Origin of the sequence: Moorena producens 3L (assembly GCF_000211815.1) — a bacterium.
GTDB lineage: Bacteria > Cyanobacteriota > Cyanobacteriia > Cyanobacteriales > Coleofasciculaceae > Moorena > Moorena producens.
Genome location: NZ_GL890965.1, coordinates 134524 through 155173, shown reverse-complemented (window position 1 = coordinate 155173; position 20650 = coordinate 134524). Strand labels below are relative to the sequence as shown.

Genomic DNA, 20650 nt, shown 5'->3' with positions numbered 1-20650 from the left:
AAGTTACCGTAAGGATAGTGGAGTCTTTATGGTTGGCAGGTTATGCAGAGAAGGGTAAAAATTTATTAATTAAGACTCCACTATCCTAAGGTTTCGTCTCTAGGGAAAAGATGACAGGGCAATGGAAGGCCAACCCTTGAATCAAAAGTGTATCAAGACTTTTCTTGAAACTCGACACATGAGAACCGCAGGGCTTGCGGGGATAGTCTGGGTCGCGAGCGTAAGACCAGAAAACCCCTTGAGGGTGGAGGCGGTTGCTATGAAGCACCAAACCAAATCGTGAGGTTTAGGAATCCCAGCTCCTTTGGAGCCGCTACGCGAACGTTATAATCTTTGATTTAACGATGGGAGGATGTCAAGAGCACAGTTGCGATCGCTTAATAGTGATTAACTTGATCGCGCTTAATAAAATCCAATTAGTGGTCAAGTGATTACAAACACTGTGATCCCATAAGGCACGATTAAACCGTTCGCGTAGCGTGGCCGTAGGCCAATCGATAGCGCAAAATTCGTGCTTTGATAAAATCTTCAGCAGTTTTGCGATCGCATAAATTCGTGCTTCGCTCAAGTCATGATTAGCAATGCGATCGCGTCATTTTGCTCAAGCCTATCGATAGCGTAATTGACAGCGGTAACACTATCATCAGCATTGCGATTACCTAATTGAAAATTAACTATAGCGCTATACTAAATTAGTATAGTATGCTTTATGATAACAAATCTGTTATAGCAGTCGCCAGGGCAGTTAGGACATGACAAAAGTCTCAAACCTAAGTAAGCGCAAGAGTTTGGGCGTTGCTGATTCTGGGTATGGTTTTGCCCCCCTAGCCCCCCAATTTTGCGGTGCGACCCGTGGCGAATTTAATTCGCCGACGGAAAGCGCACCGGTGGGGGAATAAGACTTTCTTGCGTCCCTTCCGGTGCGCGCCTCCTAGGGCGAGTAAATCGCCCTTGGGTCGCACCGCAAAGTTGGGGGACCCACGGGGGCTTGACCAAAACCAGATGATCGCGTATTCATTCCTTGATTCAGCAACGCCAGAGTTTGACTTCTGACAAATGACTTCTGACAAATGACTTCTGCTATACAAACACAACTGTTGCTTCCCCTACTCCCTACTCCCTACTCCCTACTCCCTACTCCCTACTCCCTACTCCCTACTCCCTACTCCCTACTCCCTACTCCCTACTCCCTACTCCCTACTCCCTACTCCCTACTCCCTACTCCCTTGACTCCCTATTGAAAACTGCTATAATCCCCGAATAACCTACCATAATCAAGAAACCAAAACTCTTTTGCCTGCGTCTGCGATAATCAAAGGCACCGGAGTTTTTCCTATTCTTGATCCAAAACCCGTCACCATCGATGACGAAACTAATTATTCAAATCCCCTGCTACAACGAAGAAAACAGCCTAGGGATTACCCTTTCGGTGCTTCCCCGTCAACTGAGGGGTGTAGATACCGTTGAGTGGCTAATTATCAATGATGGCAGTACAGACCGCACCGTAGACGTAGCCCGCTCTTATGGCGTAGACCACATTGTCAATTTTAAACACAATCAGGGACTAGCCAAAGCTTTCATCGCAGGAATCGAAGCTTGCTTAAAAGCCAATGCGGACATTATTGTCAATACCGATGCGGATAATCAGTACTGCGCTGATGACATTCCCAAACTCATACAACCTATTATATCAGGTCGAGCCGAAATAGTCATCGGGGCGCGACCGATTCAGAAGATTAAGCACTTCTCCCCCATCAAAAAGTGTCTACAAAAATTCGGTAGTTGGGTAGTCCGAATTGCTAGCAATACTAATATCATCGATGCTCCCAGTGGATTCCGAGCTTTTAGCCGAGAAGCCGCCTTAAAGCTAAATGTCTTTAATGAATACACTTACACCCTAGAAACTATTATTCAAGCTGGACAAAAAGGCATTGCTATCACTTCTGTCCCAATCCGCACCAATCGCTATTTGCGCCCCTCCCGTCTAGTCAAGAGTATCAGTGCCTATGTTAAGCGATCGCTAATCACTATCCTGCGAATCTCCATGACCTACAACCCCCTGAGATTCTTTATCACCTTGGGGACAATTCCATTTACTCTAGGAACCTTACTGGGGATTCGTTGGTTAATCCTATACTTCGCTGGTACTCCCAAAGCTCACGTACCCAGCCTAGTTTTAGCTGCTATTCTGATTCTAATGGGCTTTCAACTGTGGATATTTGGCTTAGTGGCAGATCTAATGGCAGTCAATCGTCAACTTCTAGAAGACATCCAACTACGACTACGACGATTGGAAGTTGACTCCAATCACACTCCCCACTTGCCATCAACCGGAAATCAACAACAGCGGCAAAACCGGGAAGAGGGAGGAGAAGGGGAAGAATTTGCTAATAATTTCTTGAATAGATAATAGTCCGATTGTGATAGTGGGACGCTCTTAAGACTACTTGTTATAGTAGGAAACTCTTAAGACTACTTTTGGCTGAAAACAACAATCACTCTCGGACTGACGCACTGACACAAACAGCCGCAAATAATGACCAGAGACCTATTCGCCCGTCAAGCCCTAAACCAAATCCCTAAAATCCTTACCCTCCTAGACCGCAATCCCCACAGTCCCACCTACGGATGCTTTGACCGTAACTTCTGGCACTATAAAATCATCGATTTCCCTAGTGGGATGGCACAGGAATTTGTCTGGCCCCTAGCACTAGCCTATCATACCGACTTGCCAGATAACCCGTTCTACCAGCAACCAGTAATTCTCGATTGGGTCGAAGCAGGGATACTTTTTGCTGCATCCAGTTCCCATCCCGATGGCTCCTGTGATGATTATTTCCCCTATGAGCGTGCTGCTGGAGCCGCCGCCTTTTCTTTATTGGCTAGCATCGAAAGTTACAAAGCCATGGGACTCCATAACCCCATTGCCTTGCAATTCTTTGAAAAACGAGCAAATTGGCTAGCCCATCACATGGAAAGTGGACAGCTGAGCAACCACCAAGCCTTGATTGTCTTATGTTTAGACCTGCTATCGGAACTCTTGCATACCAATCAATGGGATAGAGCGCGATCGCAAAGGCTAGAGCAAGTCTTATCCTGGCAAAGTCCCGAAGGCTGGTTTATAGAATATGAAGGCTGCGACCCAGGCTACCACACCTTAACTATTTCCTGTCTAGCTAGGATTTATCTGTTGAGATTAGACCCACGCCTAAAAGAAGCTCTGATCAAAGCTGTCGAATTAGCCGCAGAATTCATCCATCCCGATGGTTCCTATGGGGGAGAATACACTAGCCGTAACACTTATAACTTTTTTCCCCATGGCTTTGAATTAGTAGGACGCTGGTTTCCAGAAGCCCTAGAGATTAATGACCGCTTCTTGGTGGGATTAGCTAATGGTCTTGCTCCCTGTTACGCCGATGATCACATTATTGGTCACCATACCTGGAATTATCTCCTATCTTGGCGGGATTTTGTCAGCAACCGACCCAAACCAACTCCCCGTCCCAGTGGTCGCGTATGGTTGAAAGACGCCAACATCCTAATTGACCGCCGTCGAGGTACAGAACTTTATTTAGCTTTGAATAAAGGAGGCGTTTTTAAGATATTTCGAGACAATCAATTAATTGCTTCAGATACCCATTTTTCCCTACTCGTAAAAGAAAGAGGTAAATTCAAAAATGCTGTTGGTCATCTGATCGATGACTATCAAGTTAAAGTCAGTGAGGATGAAATTCTGATTGAGGGAAACTTAGGATGGGCAAAACAGAAGCAAATGACTCCAATGAATTTACTAATTCTACGGGGAGTGATGTTAACGGTAGGACGCTTCTTTCCCAATTTAATTCGAAAATTATTACAGAAATTATTAATTACTGGTAAAAAAGACGCTCCCTTCTGCTTTCGCCGATATTTTTATTGGCAAGGTGAGCGATGGTTAGTAATTGATGAATTACAAGCTAAGTCTTGGAAATCGGTACAAAGTGTCGGAATTGGTGGAGATCAGACATCGATTTATGTGGTGATGAGTCGTACCTTTCAACCAGGACAATTACAACCGTGGGTTGACCTAAGTGATGAGGTGCAAACCTTGGATGATTATGAATGGTTGAAGTTCGAGCAGCGTTTTTGAGATCATATAACTGGGAACATAGTTCTGAGTGTGTCAGTGCTCAAATACTGTGTATTGAAGTTTTACCAAACTATAGCGCTATTTAATTTTCGCTAATTGCTGCATTACTTGTTCACAAAGCTATAGCGCTTTAATAAACCCAATTATTAAATTATGTAACATTTGTTTTAAAACACTAGCGCTATTAAAAAAATGTGTTATATTAAAGCCATAACAAACAATAGCGCTAGATTAAAAGGCAAAGACATGGCAGCACAAGAGATAACCACCATTGGCACCACTCAAGCAGCTTATCTTTTAGGTATTTGTGTCCAACGAGTTCGCCAACTCCTGAAAAGCGGCAGAATTAAAGGCGCTCAAAAAGTTGGCAGATTTTGGCAAATTCCCCTATTTAACGGGATGCCTAAAGTAATTCCCGGTAAGCGTGGACCAAAAGGAACCTGGAAAAAAGTTGCACAAAAGGTGGCGACTTACATCCACGTCAACCAGCAAATCATCAAGGAAAATAGAAAATACGATACTTACAAGCCTGTTTTGACCGTCAAACAAGGCAACCGCAACACCTACGGTCATTATGTAGAAATCAAAGGCCCATCTCGGTTAGTCTATCAACCCAACTAAACGGGCAAGTGGTCTCCCGTTATAATCGCGTGATAAGCGCGGGAGGGGAATTGCCCGACGGGGTTTAACGGTTCTCAACAGTACGCGAGTAGTACAATAACATTATGCTGTTAACTTACTGCTATCGAATCAAGCCTAGTGACGAACAGATAGCCATCATGGAGAGATGGCTGGAATTGTTGCGTCGTCACTGGAACTATGCTCTCGGTCAAAGACTTGATTGGCTCAACAGGACTCGTTGTCCTATTGATAGATGCAGTATTGTGAGGGAAGCGATTGGCGAAGTCCCAGAACCCGTTAACTATTACACCCAGCAATCAGCACTAAAGGAAACTAAAAAGCTATTCCCTGAGTACAAGCTGATTTACGCCGAAACTCAACAAGTCAACTTACAACGGCTGAACATGGCATGGGAACGATGGAGAAAACCAGATGCGACCGGAAAACGCGGAGGACGACCTCGGTTTAAGAAACAAGGTCAATTGCGGTCGTTTATATTCCCACGGGTTAACAATTCCAGAGCAGGGGCGCAGATCAAACATGGAGTGCTTAAGCTGAGTCGGATTGGTGAAATATCTGTGGTGATGCACCGACCTCTACCGTCCGGTTTCACTCTCAAGCAATGCACTATCGTTAAAAAAGCGGACGGCTGGTACTGTTGCATCTCAATGAAGGATGATACTGTCCCTGAGTTTCTTCCTGTAGAATCGGTTAAATCTGCTGTTGGGATTGATGTCGGCTTAGAGAAGTTTCTGACCACATCAGATGGTGAAGCCGTTGGGATTCCGCAGTTCTACAGAAAGGCTACTAACAGGTTAGCAAGTGCCCAACGGGTAATGTCACGCCGTGTAAAGGGTTCTAAAAACTGGCAGAAAGCTAAACAGAAAGTAGCTCTATTGCACCTTCATGTAACCCGTTGCCGCAAGGAATTTCACTATCAAGTCGCCCATTGGCTATGTAGTAAGTATGACCTGATTGGGTTTGAAAATTTAAATATCAAGGGACTTGCGCGGACTAGATTAGCGAAATCAATACATGACGCAGGGTGGGGGTCGTTTCTGGAGATTTTACAAGCAGTGGCGGTCAAACGCGGTTTGTTAGTCCAGTTCGTTAACCCACGGGGAACAAGTATTGAGTGCTTCAACTGTGGGGCTTCAGTTGAGAAAAATCTAGCTGATAGAGTTCATCATTGTTCTGATTGTGGAGTAAAAATTGACCGCGATTGGAATAGTGGCATCAACATTTTGCATCGTGCATTAATGGCGGTTGGATTGCCGCTGAATGGCTGTGGTAAATCAATACATGATATTGAGGAACAGCAAGTCTCATTCGTGAGTTTGAGAAGCCTACATCATAATCGTTGATTTGATGTAGGAGTAGTCACTTGTCCTAAGCATTGTGGGGCTAAGGTGTGGCTATAAGTTGACCCCGCTGTTGAAATTCTCACTAAAGTTTTTGGTTAGCATCAGATGTTGAAGGTTGTTCGCCTTTGGCCTTCCCCTAGGGTAGATTGAAGGTTGACCGTTGCCGGTTGCCGGTTGCCGGTTGCCTTTTGCCTTTTGCCTTTTGCTGCTAATCCATGAAACGACTCATCTCCATTGCCATCAGCCTACTCATCTTAGGGGTAATTTATGCCAAAATTGACTTTCCCCAACTGATCGCTGTATTCAAAGAATGCGATCGCATGTGGATGGCGATTAGTCTGGGCATGGTGATTCCGATCACCCTGTTCACGGCTTGGCGACTGCAACAACTAATGCCGACGGGTTCCCAACTCCGATTTTGGGAAGCCAATCGCCTGATTTTAGCTGCCAGTACCCTGAATATGGTCTTGCCCTCCAAAATGGGAGATATTGCTAAAGCCTACTTTATGAAGCAGCGGGGTAATTTAGCTGGGAGCTTGTCGTTAGCCATCGTTATTTTTGAAAAAGCTTGTGACATGCTGTCTCTACTGCTATGGTGTGTCTTTGGTTTATTACTCTATCCGGGGAAAAGTGGTTTCTTTTGGTTGATGACCGCTGGGATAATTTTCGGCTTAATTTTAGGGCTATTCCTCCTCAGTTCCCGCAAATTTGCCCATTTATTTTTCTTAGTGACAAAAAAAATTGCCCCAAAAAAATTCCGTCCAAAGCTAGAAAAAATGCAAATGTCTTGGGGGGAAATGCACGGCTACTTCTGGCATGACCCCAAGCAATTATTCAAAATTACCCTAACTTCAATTTTTATCTGGTTCTTACACTTATTGCAAATTTGGTTATTTATCCTCGCCCTCAACGCCTGGACACCCTTTTTAGCCAATCTCGCTCTGTCCCCCCTAGCCATTTTAGCGGGATTGTTACCACTAACCTTTGCGGGGGTTGGCACCCGTGATGCTGCGCTAATTTTCTTCTACCAACGCTATTTCCCTAAGGAGGAAGCTGCCGCCTTAGGATTACTGTGTACTTCCCGCTACCTACTTCCAGCCATTGGTGGCTTACCCTTTCTAGGACAATATTTGACTACAGTGCGCGACTTGGGAAAAAAACCTTCTTAATTTGACTGTTGTCAAGAGGAGATGTATGTTAAATTTATTTAAATTCGGAGCAGTTTAGTTAATAGTTTTGTAAAAAACTGTTTAGGGATGGCACAATTCCCCAACAGCAAATACTATAGTCTGTACCGGAAAGCCATCCTTGAAGAGGCAGCTGCAATGCTCAATAGTCATGGTCGTGAGGGAAAAAGGTGAGGCAAAAATCTATGTTAATAAGTCGCAGAACTTTACCCCCTAGCTCTGGTAAGGGGGTCAAACCTAATCCAACGGTTCACAAAAACTTCACCAATTGGAAAACTAGTTGGCAACCTACGAATCAGACACTAGCTGAGCCAATAATTGACCGTAAAAGAGTGGAAGAATCTCTCTTAGCAGTCCAACAGAGATATCGATCTCTATTTGAAAACTCGACTGATGGTATATTTCAAATCACCCCTGATGGTTACTATATAGCCTGTAACCCATCGCTAGCTAGACTATATGGCTATGAATCACCTAAGCAATTTCTTAGTAATTTAACTGGTGTTGGGGATTACCTTCACAAAGATCCCGAGCGACGCTATCAATTCCTTGACCTACTGCACTCAAAGGGTTTTGTAGAGGATTTTGAATCCCAGGTCTATCGCCAAGACGGCACCCTAATGTGGATTTGTGAAAGTGCTTGGGCAGTGCGTGATGCTACTGGTTACATTCTATACTACGAAGGTTTTGTAAAAGATATTACTAAACAAAAATTAACTGAAGCAGCTTTACAAGCAGCACAAGCCAAATTAGAAGCCCAAAGCCAGGAACTGGAGAATGCCTTAAAGAAGCTGGAACTGGCTCAAGAGGGATTAAAGCAAAGTGAAAAAATGTCCACCTTAGGACAGTTATGCGCTGGTGTTGTTCACGAAATCAACAATCCACTTAACTTTATCTGTGGAAATGTGACTCCAGCAAGGGACTATGGCGAAGATTTATTAAGACTGTTGGGATTATATGCCAAACACTATCCCCAGCCTGTAGCCGAAATTCAACAGTACGCTGATCTAATTGATCTAGATTTCCTGATCGAAGATTTTCCTAAAACCCTATCATCTATGGGATTAGGTGCAGAACGCTTGCAACAGATTGTGCAATCAGTGCGCCACTTTTCCCGACAGGATGACCAGGAAAAGCAGCGAGTGAATATTCATCAGGGCATTGATAGTAATCTGACTATCCTCCATAACCGCTTAAAGCCCAAAGGAAAGAATCCCGGGATTACCGTGACCAAGGACTATGGAAAACTCCCTTTAGTGAAGTGCTACTCTGGTCCAATCAACCAAGTGTTGATGAACCTGCTGTGCAATGCCATTGATGCTCTGGAAGAGTCACAGGTTAACAGGTTCTTTGTTACAGGTTCTGCAGCTGTTCAAGCAGACAGGTTCTTTGTTCCAGTTTCCCCTCAGTCTTCTGATTATGGCCCGCAAGGTGTAAAGCAAAAAGCACCAGCCCCCCCTAAGATCACCATTCGGACAGAATTTCTAGGCAGCGATGGTGATCAAGGGGACAGTTCTGGTGGACAGGTCGTGATCAGAATTATCGATAATGGTCCGGGAATGACAGAAGAGGTCAAACAGAAGATATTTGAACCATTCTTCACCACCAAATCAATCGACAAGGGAACTGGCTTAGGGCTAGATATCTCCAAGAAAATCGTTGTTGAACAGCATGGCGGTCAAATCCTATGTACCTCTAATCCGGGTAAGGGAACAGAATTTGCGATCGCAATTCCTGTAGGTTCATATCATCAAGGCTTGCAGGTAAAATAGACGAACCAATCACCAATGACTAACGACCAATAACTAATGACTAATGGCTACTTAAACTTTTGCGTGCAAAGACTTGAGATATTCAGTATTGACTCCCGATTCTCGGGTTAGGGCGATTTTGCCAGTCCGGGCAATTTCACGGATACCAAACTTATTCAGCATTTGGGTCAGTGCTACCATTTTACCAGGGTCTCCCACAACTTCTAGAGTTAGTGACTCCTCAGATGTATCTACGACATGGGCACGAAACACCTGGGCTAATTCAATAATCTCGGAGCGGGTGGAACTAGTAGTGTTAACCTTTAGCAGCATCAACTCCCTTTCGACACAGGGAATTGAGGTAATATCTTGTACTTTAAGGACATTTATTAGCTTATAGAGTTGCTTAGTCAGCTGCTCAATGCTGCTGTCATCTCCAGGTACTACCATCGTAATTCGAGATATACCAACCTGCTCAGTTGGTCCAACGGCAAGACTTTCGATATTGAAGCCTCTACGGGCAAATAAACCAGCAATGCGAGTTAGAACACCGGCTTCATCTTCAACTAAAACGGAAAGGGTATGTTTCATAGTTTGACTTGGGAGTTGACTTGGGAGTTGACTTGGGAGTGGTGGGGGCGTGTGCTGCCTAAATTGCTATCAACGTGATTTATTGGTGAGACTGTTGACTGTTAAGTGTTGACTAGCCCCTTTTTTTAGGGGGTATAAGGGAGTAGCAACGGTTAACTGTTAAGTTTCTTGAAGCTAAGCGTCAACGGTCAACGGTAAACCAATGTAAGCATTCAGCGATCAGCGATCAGCGATCAGCGATCAGCGATCAGCCAGAGGTTAGGTCACAGGCTAGAAGCCTGTGCCACAAATCACCTCAAGTAGTTTGGCCAACGGCCAAGATATTTTCCCCAGACTTTCGATTTTATTTTAAGCACCTCAAGTAGCGTGAGCTTTTAGCTGACGGCTGACAGCTGACGGCTGAATGCTTACAAACCAATTACCATTTTATCCAGGTTTTGAGTAACCAAGAACTCTAGTAACAGTGTGCTGTATCTAAAGATATATTTTTTATGAAACTAGGCAGCTAATTGCCAAATTCCTCGGTAACATAAAAATCGGTAAAAACTGATTGGAGTGAAACAAAATAATTATGGGTTGGTTAAAGCGAATGTTTGGATTTGGGAGCCCAGAGGAAGCTGCCGCAGCTAGTACCCCTTCAGAAGATGCACCAGCAGGAGATGACATTCCCCCAGAACGAATGGGGTTAAACGGGGAATACGACCAAAGCGGCCTTGCCAAGCGAGTTGTTTGGGCCTTTGACCAAGACGACGAGCTGGATGACGAGGAAAGGCTCTGGGTTGCTCAAACTGGCGGTAAAGTTGTGCTAAAAGGAGAAGTAGCTAGCCAGGAGGTTCTAGATAAGATGGTTAATGTTGCCTCAGGTGTGGATGGTTGCACGGAGGTTGAAACTGATCAAGTGAGCGTCGGCTAATACCAATTGTGGGGATAATCAAACCTTAGCTCCCAGCCACTCTAACAGGATCAGATTCACCTGTTCCGGACATTCATCGTGGGGACAGTGACCAGCATGATCTAACTCCAATAGCTCTAAATTAGGATTGAGTTTAACAAACTTGCGAGCTAACATAGGGGGAATCATCCGGTCTTCTAGTCCCCACATCAATAGCATAGGAATATCTAATGTAGGTAATAGGGATTTGACCGGTAGACTAAAGTTAGGAGCGGTCATCCCTCTCAAAAGTCTACTAAAGGTGGCCGCAGCTCCAGGATCGGTGGCAGGGACACTCAGAATTTCTACTAAATCATCTGTAACTGCCTCTGGATTAGCATAAGCTAACCCTGCCCACTTACGCACAATCCCTGGACGTCTTACCACGTAAAATAGGGTTTTGAGTAGCACTGGTGATGCCACTAGACTCTCAACAGTTGAGACTATCGGTCCGAGCCAACTAGGAATCGCTTCTTCTCGGGCTTGGAAATCTGGTAAATTAATCATCACCAGACCTTTAACCATCTCTGGATGGGTTGCTGCTGCTCCTAGACCAACTAGCGAACCAATGGAGTTACCTACTAACACTACCGGTTTTTGGATAAAAGTTTGCCAAAATTCATAAACCTGAGCTACCCAAAGGTCAATGGTATAGTCAACCGAAGCTTTCCGGGATGCCCCAAAACCCAGCAGATCTAAAGCATAAACGGTATGATGTTGACCGATTACGTCTAGGTTATTACGCCAATGCCCTACCGAAGCACCAAACCCATGAAGCAGAATAACTGGTGTTGTCGGCTGGACAGTTAGGGGTTGGGGTGGGCGAAAATAGGTATAACGGATCGGCCAACCCCGCCAGACCCAATCCCTTTGACTACCAACTCGTTGCTGCCAATGCAAAGATTTGGTCACAACCTGCCTCAACTTCAAAAATATTTACAAAGCAACTTGAGTCCATTATGCCTTGCCTATCAGGCAAAGGAGTAAGTTATAACTATTCCATCGGCCTTGGTTTCCTAAGTGATGTTAATAATTTGAACAGAAACAAGAAAGGAATTAGTAAAATGGCAAGTGTATGTAGTAAGTCGATTTTTTGATTAATCCACTTAAGAAAATAAACAAACGCCTGTGAGTGATAATAGAAGACGCCAACGCGATCTACCCCAAATTAACGAAAGAATAAGGTTTCCGAAGATTAGAGCCATTGATACCGATGGGGCACAGCTGGGTATAATCACACCTCAAGACGCCCTGCGGATCGCTGAGGAAAAGGAGTTAGATCTTGTCCTGGTTAGTGACAAGGCAGATCCGCCAGTGTGTCGCATCATGGACTATGGCAAGTACAAATTTGAACAAGAGAAGAAAGCCCGTGAAGCAAAGAAGAAGCAGCACACGGCTGATGTAAAAGAAGTGAAGATGCGCTACAAAATAGAAGACCATGACTACAATGTGCGGGTCAATCAAGCGGAGCGCTTCCTGAAATCTGGCGATAAGGTCAAAGCTACCATTACCTTCCGAGGTCGAGAAATTCAACACAGTAATTTAGCCCAGGCACTACTCGAGCGCATGGCTAAGGATTTACAAGAATTGGCAGAAGTCCAGCAAGCACCGAAGCGGGAAGGTCGTAACATGATGATGTTACTCTCCCCCAAAAAATAGTGGTTATAGTGATTGGTCATCAGTCATTGGTCATTGGTCATTAGTCATTGGTCATTAGTCATTGGTTATTAGTCATTGGTACCCACATGGGCAGGTGCCTGGAATTCATGTCTGAATACCCATGCACGGAGCAAGCAGCTTAAAATACCAAGGACTACTGACTGAGGACTAGTGACGAAGGACGAATGACTCTATGAAATTGCCATCTCCGACTCGCCTGAAGGGTTACTGGGTTAGAAAAATCCTAGAGTGGGTGAATCTTCGCCCAGAAGAAGGCGAGCGGACATTGTTGATGTTCGCCTTCCATACCACCACTTCCATGGGACTGCTTTGGTTAGAGTACAGTGCCATTGCCTTGTTTCTAGAGAAATATGGCGCGAAGTGGTTACCGGTGATTTATATTGCTAGTTCCGTGATCTGCTCTGGGCTGGGAGTATTATACTCCTGGTTGCAGAGCATTTTACCCTTGAGGTCAGTCTTGGTAGCGATCGCTATCCTAGCTGCCTTACCCCTGTTAGTGTTCCGCCTAGGCTTGGAGATCGAGTATGGCTATATTACTGTAGTCACCATCTTTCTATTGCGATTGTGGATGGATGCGGTGTACATCCTCAATGACCTTAATTCCCAGGTGACGGCTAATCAGTTATTCAACATTCGGGAAATTAAGCGTACCTACCCCCTAATCTCCAGTGGGCTTTTGGTAGCTGATGTCCTCTCTGGGTTCTCATTACCTCTATTATTGCTGTTAGTGGGACTCAACAATGTGGTGGCTTTTGGGTCTGGCATGATGCTCATCGGAGCACTGACCTTGGTTTATATATGTCAGCACTACCAGCAAGCCTTTCCTAACTCCCCAGCACGACAGTGGGAAGAAATGGAGCCAGACTTTGCTGTGCGTCAGCCGAGTGAATCCCTCAGACGCTATGTCATCCCTTTATTTGCCTTTTTTATCTTAGGGGAAGCCCTGTACCTCCTAATTGAATTTCAGTATATGGGTCAATTGGAGCAAACCCTGGATAGTTCAGCAATTGCTGGTTTTCTGGGTCTATTCAGTGGTACGTTGGGACTTTTTGAACTGGTGACCCAATGGTTTATCTCTAGTCGGGTGATTGATCGCTTTGGTCTTTTCCTAAGCGCTATGGTATTACCTGGTGCTTTATCTGTGATTGGCTTAGTGACCCTAGCTAACATGGCAAGTTGGCTAAAGTTTGATATTGGGTTCTTGCCTAGCTGGATTACAGGGCTATTTATTGGTGTAGTCTTACTCCGATTCGTTGATGAACTATTGCGCTTTACTTTAATTGCTAGTGTTGAACCTGTACTCTTCCAAGCCTTACCGTCAGGGTTACGCTCTGTGGTGCAGACTACTGTGCAAGGGATTGCCAAACCCATGACTACTGGCATTACTGGCATTGGAATTTTAGCCACCATTGGGCTGCTGGATTGGGCTTTCCCCAATTTTGAGCCATTGCGCCATTGGGTGTTTATTCTAATGGTAGTGATTTTTGCCCTATTATGGCTGCTGAGTACCCGGTTGATGCGGGCTAATTATGGTTCATTGCTGCTGATCAATGCTGAGCAAGGACGTTTGGGTTCTGCCAATACCAATTTCCTGGATACTAAGACCCTCTTTGAGGAAGCGGTAAAGCGACTGAAAACTGAGCCGAAGAACCGCTCTGCTTACATTCAACTGTTGTCTCAAATCGCTCCAGAAACAGCGAGTCAGGTTCTTTCTCCCTTGCTGGGAGAAATGTCTACAGATTTGCAGCGCCAGAGTTTAGAGGTGATGTTGCCCTATCCCAACCCAGATTGTCTAGAAGATGTGTCTCGGTTGATTGATCAAAGACCACCAGTAGAAGTCCTGGCCTTAGCATTGCGCTATTTTTGGCTGGCTCAGAAAGACCTGAATATTCGGACAATTAAGCCTTATCTACAACCTGCTGTTGACCCAACCGTAAGAGCTACAGCAGCTGCTTTAATTATGGGTCGGGGTACACCAAAAGAGAAATTTGAAGCCGTCAAAACCCTGCGGCGGATGCTCACCTCAAAAAAAGAGCAAGAACGGTTGATGGGTACCCGAGCTTTGGCAGAGATGGATTACTTGGAATCCTTGGTAGTTTATATTGATGACCTGTTAAGGGATAAGTCATTAAAGGTACGGTGTGCTTGTTTAGAGGTGATTGCTGCTAAACGATTTGAAAAGTACTATCCGTCTTTAGTCAAGGCACTTTACTACACATCTACCCGCAATGCTGCTCGTAGAGCGTTGGTCAAGCAAGGGGATGAAGCCATTGCTTTATTGAGGGTTTTGTCTGAAGATATTCATAAGCCAGACCCAGTAAGGCGGCAAGCTTGGATGGCTCTCGGTGAGATTGGCAGACTCCAGGCTATAACTCAGAAGGGTACTCCTGAAGCTATGAAGCATTTGGTGCAACAGTTGATGAGTAGTTGGGGGACAACCCGTCGTAATATTCTCACGATCCTGCTGAAGATTCCAGGGGAGGTTGGAATTGAAGCGGTGATGAACGAGTTAGGGCGTAGGGTCGTAGAAGCCTTAATTGAGCAAGAATTGATGTTTTTGGGTCAAATTTATGGCGCACTGCTGGATTTGACCTCAAAGAAAATAGCTGGACTGGAGGCAGATTTGCTGCGGCAGGGGCTTAATGATCTTCAACAAGATCTGGTGGAGGTGTGTTTCTTACTGATGAAGTTTCTTTATCCATCGAGTGCCATCAAAGCAGCTGAGTTTAATCTAGCATCCCATTCTCGGTCAAACATTGCCCTAGGGTTAGAAATTTTGGATAATACCCTAGATATTCCTAATAAGAAAGCATTTTTGTCAATTTTAGACCGGCGTTCTCTGAAAGAAAAATTAGCTGCCCTCGTGGATTTAGTGCCTTATCAACCCATGAGTGTAAGCGATCGCTTACGTCGGTTAATCGAGTTACGACATTTTATGTCAGATTGGCCCCTAGCGTGTTGTTTTCATGTGGCCAGAGCAGCACACTGCTCTCTAGCACCAGCAGCGGCTATGAGTTGCTTACGTCATCCTACCGGTTTTGTGCGGGAAGCGGTTGTGGCTTATCTCAAAGAGATGTCACCTCGTGCTTGTGCAGAGTTGTTGCCAGTGCTTAGGAATGACCCAGATCCCTTGGTAGCTGCTCAAGCACAAGAGATTATCGGATAGTTTGATCAGTATAGTTGCCTATTGTTTGTAAACTTTGCTGGCATCATCTCTAATTTATCATGGCAGTGGACAGTAGAGCTAGGGGTGAAATAATGTCTGAAAGTAAGCATTCAGCCATCAGCGTGTCGCGTATCAGCGTGTCGCGTATCAGCTATCAGCCATTGACCTGTGGCCACGCTACTTGAGGTGGGAAGAGCTTTTGAATAAAATAAGCTGACCGCACCTCAATTAGCGTGAGTTTTTAGCTCACCGCTGACCCCTGAATACTTACGTCTGAAATTACCACAGTACAGTGGTTGAATCTTAATTAGAGCTCTAGGTCTAGTGAGCCATTAACTATAAACAATTAGCGAAACAACTATCGGTATGGGTTAAACTTGTAGTTTACTACAGGACGGCTATTCGCTAGCAGCCAACCGCTAACCCAACCGCTAACCAATGTTATCTAGCATTGATCGTTTAATTTTTATCAGGGGTGTCCCAATTTTTCACGAATTGCGGGACGATTTTCTGATGCGACTAGCCTCTGTGATGGACGAGCTAGACTTTCCTTCTAACCATACCATCTTTGCTCAAGGGGAAGAGGGTAGGGAACTTTATATTGTAGTCTCAGGTTTGGTAAGAGTTCACATTGGTGAGCGGAATTTGGCACAGTTCAAGCAAGGAGCCTGCTTTGGGGAGATGTCCTTGTTTGATGCAGAACCTCGTTCCGCTTCTGTGACCACCATCGAACCTTGCCATTGTTTGATGTTGACACAGCTACAACTCTATGATGCCATTGATGAGACACCAGAATTTGCAATTAAGATTATTCGTATGCTGTCCCGCCGTATTCGGGAACTTAACAGCAATTTGAATACTAATCAGGTTAAAAATCCACCATTGGATGTGAGAAGGGTTGGAAGTCGTTTAACGGATTTCCGTGCTTAAGATAAGTCCTAGTTTTTTGGTACTAGTTTCTTTTGGTACTAGACGTGGATCGTAGGTTCGTTAATCATTAAAATAATCAGCAACATCGGTTTATAATTAACAGTAACTATGTCTTTTGTTGGTCTACACATTCACAGTGATTATAGCCTACTGGATGGAGCATCTCAGCTACCAGCACTGATCGATCGAGCTGTTGATTTGGGAATGCCTGCGATCGCACTGACAGATCATGGTGTGATGTATGGTGCTATTGAACTGATTAAAGTTTGCCTAAAAAAGGGCATTAAGCCGATAATCGGTAACGAAATGTATGTGATAAACGGGGATATTGAGGTCAATAAGCGTTACCGAAAATATCATCAAGTTGTCTTAGCAAAAGATACCCAAGGCTACAAAAACTTAGTAAAACTAACAACTATTTCTCACCTCAAAGGGATGCCAGGTAAAGGTATTTTTGCTCGTCCCTGTATCAATAAAGAATTACTGGAGCAATATCACGAAGGGTTAATTGTAACCAGTGCTTGTTTGGGGGGCGAAGTTCCCCAAGCTATCCTAAAAGGTGACTTAGATCAAGCCCGTAAAGTAGCTAAGTGGTACCAAGATGTTTTTGGGGATGATTACTATTTAGAGATTCAAGACCACGGCTCTGTAGAAGACAGAGTGGTTAATGTTGCGATTGTCAAGATTGCCAGTGAATTAGGAATTAAAATTGTTGCGACTAATGACTCCCACTTTATCTCCTGCTATGACGTAGAAGCCCATGACGCTTTGCTGTGTATTCAAACCGCTAAACTGGTTACAGAAGAGAAACGGATGCGCTATAGTGGCACGGAGTATCTCAAGTCAGCAGAGGAAATGAAACGGCTGTTTCGAGATCATTTACCGTCGCAGGTGATAGAGGATGCGATCGCAAATACCTTAGAAGTGGCCGATAAAGTCAAGCACTACAATATTATGGGGGAACCTCGCATCCCACACTACAAGGTATCCAAGGATTATACCCCTGACACCTATTTAGAAGAAATTACCTGGAACGGACTGATGAAGCGGCTAAAGTGTCGCTCTCGTAGTGAAATTGATCCAGTGTATAAAGCCCGGCTGGAGTATGAGTTAAAAATGCTCCAGCAGATGGGGTTTTCTACCTACTTTTTAGTGGTTTGGGACTACATCAAATATGCCAGAGACAATGATATTCCCGTTGGTCCGGGTCGTGGTTCAGCAGCAGGCTCTCTAGTGGCTTATGCCCTAGAAATTACCAACATTGATCCTGTACATCATGGGCTACTGTTCGAGCGCTTTCTAAATCCAGAGCGGAAATCCATGCCAGATATTGACACAGATTTCTGCATTGAAAGACGGGATGAGGTGATTAAATATGTCACCAATCTCTATGGTGAAGACCGAGTAGCCCAGATTATTACATTTAACCGCATGACCTCTAAAGCGGTATTAAAAGATGTAGCGAGAGTGTTAGGAATTGCCTACCAAGAATCGAATCGTATGGCTAAGATGATTCCAGTGGCGCGAGGTAAGCCAGCCAAACTCTCAGTCATGATTTCTGATCAGACACCAACACCAGAGTTTAAAGAAGCTTACGATCAAGATCCGGAAGTGCGTCGTTGGGTGGATATGGCGATTCGGATTGAAGGGACAAATAAAACCTTTGGTGTCCATGCTGCTGGTGTGGTTATTTCAGCAGACCCCTTAGATGAAATTGTGCCATTACAACTGAATAATGATGGTGCAGTGATCACCCAGTATTTTATGGAAGACCTGGAATCTCTGGGACTCCTGAAAATGGATTTTTTAGGACTAAAGAACTTAACCACTATTCAGAAAACCAAAGAGTTAGTTAAAAAGACTCAAAATATTGAACTCGATTTAGATGATATTCCCCTAGAGGAAATTAAATCTAGGAAAATTTTAGCCAAGGGTGAACAGAAGAAAAAACCCCCAGGTGTTCAAGAAACTTACGAGCTCCTAGAGAAAGGCCAGTTAGAAGGAGTATTCCAATTAGAATCTTCCGGAATGCGTCAGGTGGTGCGAGACCTGAAACCTGACAGTATTGAAGATATATCTTCAATTTTAGCTCTTTATCGCCCTGGTCCTCTGGATGCTGGTCTGATTCCTCAGTTTATTAATCGTAAACATGGTCGAGAAAAAGTAGAGTATCAACATCCTCTATTAGAGCCTATTTTAAGGGAGACTTATGGAATTCTATGTTTACCAAAAGGTACCTTAATTGATAAGCCCGATGGTTCTTATGTGCCCATTGAGGAAATTAAATCTGGCGACCTAGTATTAACCTCTGATCGTAAACGAGTTTGGCCAGCAAGGGTAGCCAAGCAATGGTGCAGTGGTGTCAAAGACATCCTGAAAATTACGTTATCTAGTGGTACAGTTATCTATTCCAGTAAAAACCATCGCTTTTTAACACCAGATGGAGATAAATTTGCCTATGAGCTGAAACCAGCAAACCCGGTCCTCAAGAATGCTGATGGTTTTGGTTCTGAAGTTTATGAAAAATATCCCGGAGCGAGCAACAGTAAAAAACTGTGGCCAAATGATGCTCACTTGGGTTTAGTAACTAAAACGCTAGTCAAACAGTCATCTCAACAGGCAACGCTATCCAGACCGAAAGAGTTACAGTACAAGACAAGGGTTAAAGACTGGGATGTTCGGATAGTTTATGTTACCGCTGTTGAAGAGAGTGGGCAACAGGAGTGTTTTGATCTACAAATGGAGGAACAATCTTCCCCATACTTTCTGGCTCATGGCGTAGTCGTTCATAACTGCTTTCAGGAAAGCATCATGCGGATGGCCCAGGATTTGGCCGGTTATTCTCTAGGTCAAGCCGATTTACTGAGGCGGTGTTTGAGTGGATCAACTGAGATAGTGGATCCAGCAACCGGTCGTTTAGTTTCTCTGAAGGAGATTGCTTCTAAATCTAGTTACTGGTTGGGACGAAAGGTTTTTTCCCTGGATTTAAAGACCCAAAAAATTACCCAACGACCAATTATCGAAATTCATCCTAATGGGATTCGTGATGTTTGGGAGATTACTACCAAAACTAACCGCAACATTCGCGCTACGGATGATCATCTTTTCTACACGAGTCTGGGATGGAAGCCTCTCAAAGAGTTTACCATAGGAAGCCCGATCGGTTTAGCGAAAACATTACCAATTCCCTACAGTCGTGAACTGTCGAATAGTAAAGTTAAGGTAACTGCTGAGATCATTGGTGATGGAGATTTTTCTATAAAACCTCTAGCTTCTAGCTATCCAACTCTGAAAGGGGAAAATTTACCTAGGGCTTTTCAGAATCAAGCCTTGATGGGGATTACTGACTCAGATATTTTCTGGGATGAGATTGTTGAGCTGAAGTATCTTGGCCAAGAGGATGTTTTTGATTTAAGTATTGCTGAAACTCATAACTTTCTTGCCAATGACTTTATTGCTCACAATTGCATGGGTAAGAAGAAAGTGGCTGAGATGCAGAAGCATCGGGAGATTTTTATCGATGGTTCAACCAAAAATGGCGTGACTCAAGACATAGCTGAGGAGTTATTTGACCAAATGATTAAATTTGCCGAATATTGTCTCAGCTATGATACGGAGATTATCACAGTAGAGTATGGTCCAATAGCGATTGGTGAGATTGTCGAAAAAGGTATCCCATGTACTGTCTATAGCGTTGATAGTAATGGCTATGTCTATACCCAACCTATTGCTCAGTGGCATAACCGGGGAGAGCAAGAGGTGTTTGAATATACTCTAGACGATGGCTCAGTGATTCGAGCTACAAAAGATCATAAGTTTATGACGATTGATGGTCAAATGCTGCCGATTGATGAGATATTTGAGGGAGGGTTGGAGTTGAAACAGTTAGCAGAATTGCCTTTAGGGTTAATTGAGCAAGCTAGTTAATTTTTATGTATTTTTGTTAAGTTAATAACCGCATAATAACGCTTTCAGATATTAAGAAATAATTCGCCAACAGCATCTTGACCTCAACCCAACCCGGATTTTGTATAATTTATGCATAAGAGGTTGTCTGAGAAGTCTCATTTGCTACATCCAAGCCCCCTAAATCCCCCAATTTTGGGGGACTTTTAGCAGCAAATATTCTTGTTCCCGCCATAATTGGGGGGCTAGGGCGTGTTTTCAAAGTTTTCGGCAAGATTATGATCCCCCCCAGCCCCCCTTAAAAAAGGGGGGAGCCATACTCAAAGTCCCCCTTTTTTAAGGGGGATTTAGGGGGATCTCCGAGTTTGAAGACACGCCCTAGGGGGGCAAAATT

Annotated in this window: 16 protein-coding genes; 13 read left to right on the top strand and 3 right to left on the bottom strand. The window is 44.2% G+C overall.

Annotated elements, in window-relative coordinates:
• Positions 1-355 precede the first annotated feature (355 nt).
• Positions 356-568, bottom strand: coding sequence for a hypothetical protein (locus tag LYNGBM3L_RS41880; RefSeq protein ID WP_131827078.1), 213 nt, complete (start codon positions 566-568; stop codon positions 356-358).
• Between the two features lie 284 nt (positions 569-852).
• Between LYNGBM3L_RS41880 and LYNGBM3L_RS41875 the strand changes: the two genes are divergently transcribed.
• The 8 genes from LYNGBM3L_RS41875 to LYNGBM3L_RS26940 all read left to right on the top strand — a co-directional run bounded on the left by LYNGBM3L_RS41875 (position 853) and on the right by LYNGBM3L_RS26940 (position 9073).
• A complete protein-coding gene (locus LYNGBM3L_RS41875) occupies positions 853-1053 on the top strand; it encodes a hypothetical protein (protein WP_131827077.1) in 201 nt (66 codons plus the stop codon).
• 17 nt (positions 1054-1070) lie between these two features.
• Entirely contained in the window at positions 1071-1241 is a 171-nt protein-coding gene (locus tag LYNGBM3L_RS46160) for a hypothetical protein (RefSeq protein WP_008188880.1), read from the top strand.
• A gap of 122 nt (positions 1242-1363) precedes the next feature.
• Complete coding sequence (locus LYNGBM3L_RS26965) at positions 1364-2410, top strand: glycosyltransferase family 2 protein (RefSeq protein WP_008188878.1); 1047 nt, start codon at positions 1364-1366, stop codon at positions 2408-2410.
• Between the two features lie 126 nt (positions 2411-2536).
• Positions 2537-4129, top strand: a complete 1593-nt coding sequence (locus LYNGBM3L_RS26960; protein ID WP_008188872.1) for a hypothetical protein — start codon at positions 2537-2539, stop codon at positions 4127-4129.
• 192 nt (positions 4130-4321) lie between these two features.
• Complete coding sequence (locus tag LYNGBM3L_RS26955) at positions 4322-4750, top strand: helix-turn-helix domain-containing protein (protein WP_229414728.1); 429 nt, start codon at positions 4322-4324, stop codon at positions 4748-4750.
• A gap of 104 nt (positions 4751-4854) precedes the next feature.
• The gene (locus tag LYNGBM3L_RS26950; protein WP_008188869.1) at positions 4855-6114 is read left to right on the top strand and encodes an RNA-guided endonuclease InsQ/TnpB family protein; all 1260 of its coding nucleotides are present in this window, start codon (positions 4855-4857) and stop codon (positions 6112-6114) included.
• A 215-nt stretch (positions 6115-6329) separates the two neighbouring features.
• Positions 6330-7283, top strand: coding sequence for a lysylphosphatidylglycerol synthase transmembrane domain-containing protein (locus LYNGBM3L_RS26945; protein WP_008188867.1), 954 nt, complete (start codon positions 6330-6332; stop codon positions 7281-7283).
• A gap of 203 nt (positions 7284-7486) precedes the next feature.
• Entirely contained in the window at positions 7487-9073 is a 1587-nt protein-coding gene (locus LYNGBM3L_RS26940) for a sensor histidine kinase (RefSeq protein ID WP_008188865.1), read from the top strand.
• 51 nt (positions 9074-9124) lie between these two features.
• Here LYNGBM3L_RS26940 and ilvN read toward each other — a convergent pair whose 3' ends face one another.
• Positions 9125-9643 carry an acetolactate synthase small subunit gene (ilvN, locus tag LYNGBM3L_RS26935; protein ID WP_008188861.1) on the bottom strand — a complete coding sequence of 173 codons (519 nt, stop codon included), beginning with the start codon at positions 9641-9643 and terminating at the stop codon, positions 9125-9127.
• A 571-nt stretch (positions 9644-10214) separates the two neighbouring features.
• Here ilvN and LYNGBM3L_RS26930 point away from each other — a divergent pair.
• Entirely contained in the window at positions 10215-10556 is a 342-nt protein-coding gene (locus tag LYNGBM3L_RS26930) for a BON domain-containing protein (RefSeq protein ID WP_008188859.1), read from the top strand.
• Between the two features lie 18 nt (positions 10557-10574).
• Here the strand turns inward: LYNGBM3L_RS26930 and LYNGBM3L_RS26925 are convergent, their stop codons facing one another.
• Positions 10575-11486, bottom strand: a complete 912-nt coding sequence (locus LYNGBM3L_RS26925) for an alpha/beta fold hydrolase (RefSeq protein ID WP_008188855.1) — start codon at positions 11484-11486, stop codon at positions 10575-10577.
• A gap of 216 nt (positions 11487-11702) precedes the next feature.
• Between LYNGBM3L_RS26925 and infC the strand changes: the two genes are divergently transcribed.
• The 4 genes from infC (at position 11703) to dnaE (ending at position 20277) form a co-directional block, all read left to right on the top strand.
• A complete protein-coding gene (infC, locus tag LYNGBM3L_RS26920) occupies positions 11703-12233 on the top strand; it encodes a translation initiation factor IF-3 (protein WP_008188853.1) in 531 nt (176 codons plus the stop codon).
• A 193-nt stretch (positions 12234-12426) separates the two neighbouring features.
• Positions 12427-15420: a hypothetical protein gene (locus tag LYNGBM3L_RS26915; RefSeq protein ID WP_008188851.1), complete on the top strand. Its 2994-nt coding sequence runs from the start codon at positions 12427-12429 to the stop codon at positions 15418-15420.
• Positions 15421-15858: 438 nt separating this feature from the next.
• Positions 15859-16350, top strand: coding sequence for a Crp/Fnr family transcriptional regulator (locus LYNGBM3L_RS26910; RefSeq protein ID WP_008188849.1), 492 nt, complete (start codon positions 15859-15861; stop codon positions 16348-16350).
• A gap of 108 nt (positions 16351-16458) precedes the next feature.
• The gene (gene dnaE / locus LYNGBM3L_RS47915; RefSeq protein ID WP_008188848.1) at positions 16459-20277 is read left to right on the top strand and encodes a DNA polymerase III subunit alpha; all 3819 of its coding nucleotides are present in this window, start codon (positions 16459-16461) and stop codon (positions 20275-20277) included.
• Positions 20278-20650: the final 373 nt, after the last annotated feature.